At 65.8% G+C, this 520-nt stretch carries 1 protein-coding gene; it reads left to right on the plus strand.

Features of this window, described 5'->3' with window-relative positions:
• Window positions 1-502 (plus strand): ABC transporter permease (locus EN994_RS34640; RefSeq protein ID WP_164746583.1); only part of this gene is annotated, 502 nt, incomplete at its 5' end.
• Between the last annotated feature and the right edge of the window lie 18 nt (window positions 503-520).

The raw sequence follows: 520 nt of genomic DNA on the forward strand, positions 1-520 counted from the left end.
CTGGTTCGGCATCCAGCGCCTTGTCGGCCTGCCGCTCACCGCCTGGATCGCGGTTGGCTGTTTCGTGGTCTTTTCGCTGATCATGGCCAAGACGCCGCTCGGCCGGCATCTGGTGATGATCGGCGGCAACGAGACGGCGACCTTCCGCGCCGGCATCCGGGTGAACCGCAATCTCATCATCGCCTTCGTGCTCGCCGGCGCCATCGCCGGCCTGGCTGGCTGGCTGCTGGCGATCCGCACGTCGGGCGCCACCGCCAATCTCGGCGTCGGCTTGCTGTTCAACGCCTTCGCCGCGGTCGTCATCGGCGGCGTCAGCCTCAAAGGCGGCGTCGGCACCCTCCCCGGCGTCTATGCCGGCGTGCTTTTGCTCTCGGCCATCAACACGGCGATCAATTTGATGGGCCTGCCGGCCAATTTCACCCAGGTGATTCATGGCCTGCTGGTGCTGGCCGCGGTGCTGCTCGACGCCTTCAAGCAAACCATTCGCCAAAGACTCGCATGACAGGACGGCTCGCATGAC

The sequence above is a fragment of the Mesorhizobium sp. M7A.F.Ca.CA.002.09.1.1 genome (genome assembly GCF_003998555.1).
In the GTDB taxonomy this organism is placed as follows: Bacteria; Pseudomonadota; Alphaproteobacteria; order Rhizobiales; family Rhizobiaceae; genus Mesorhizobium; species Mesorhizobium ciceri.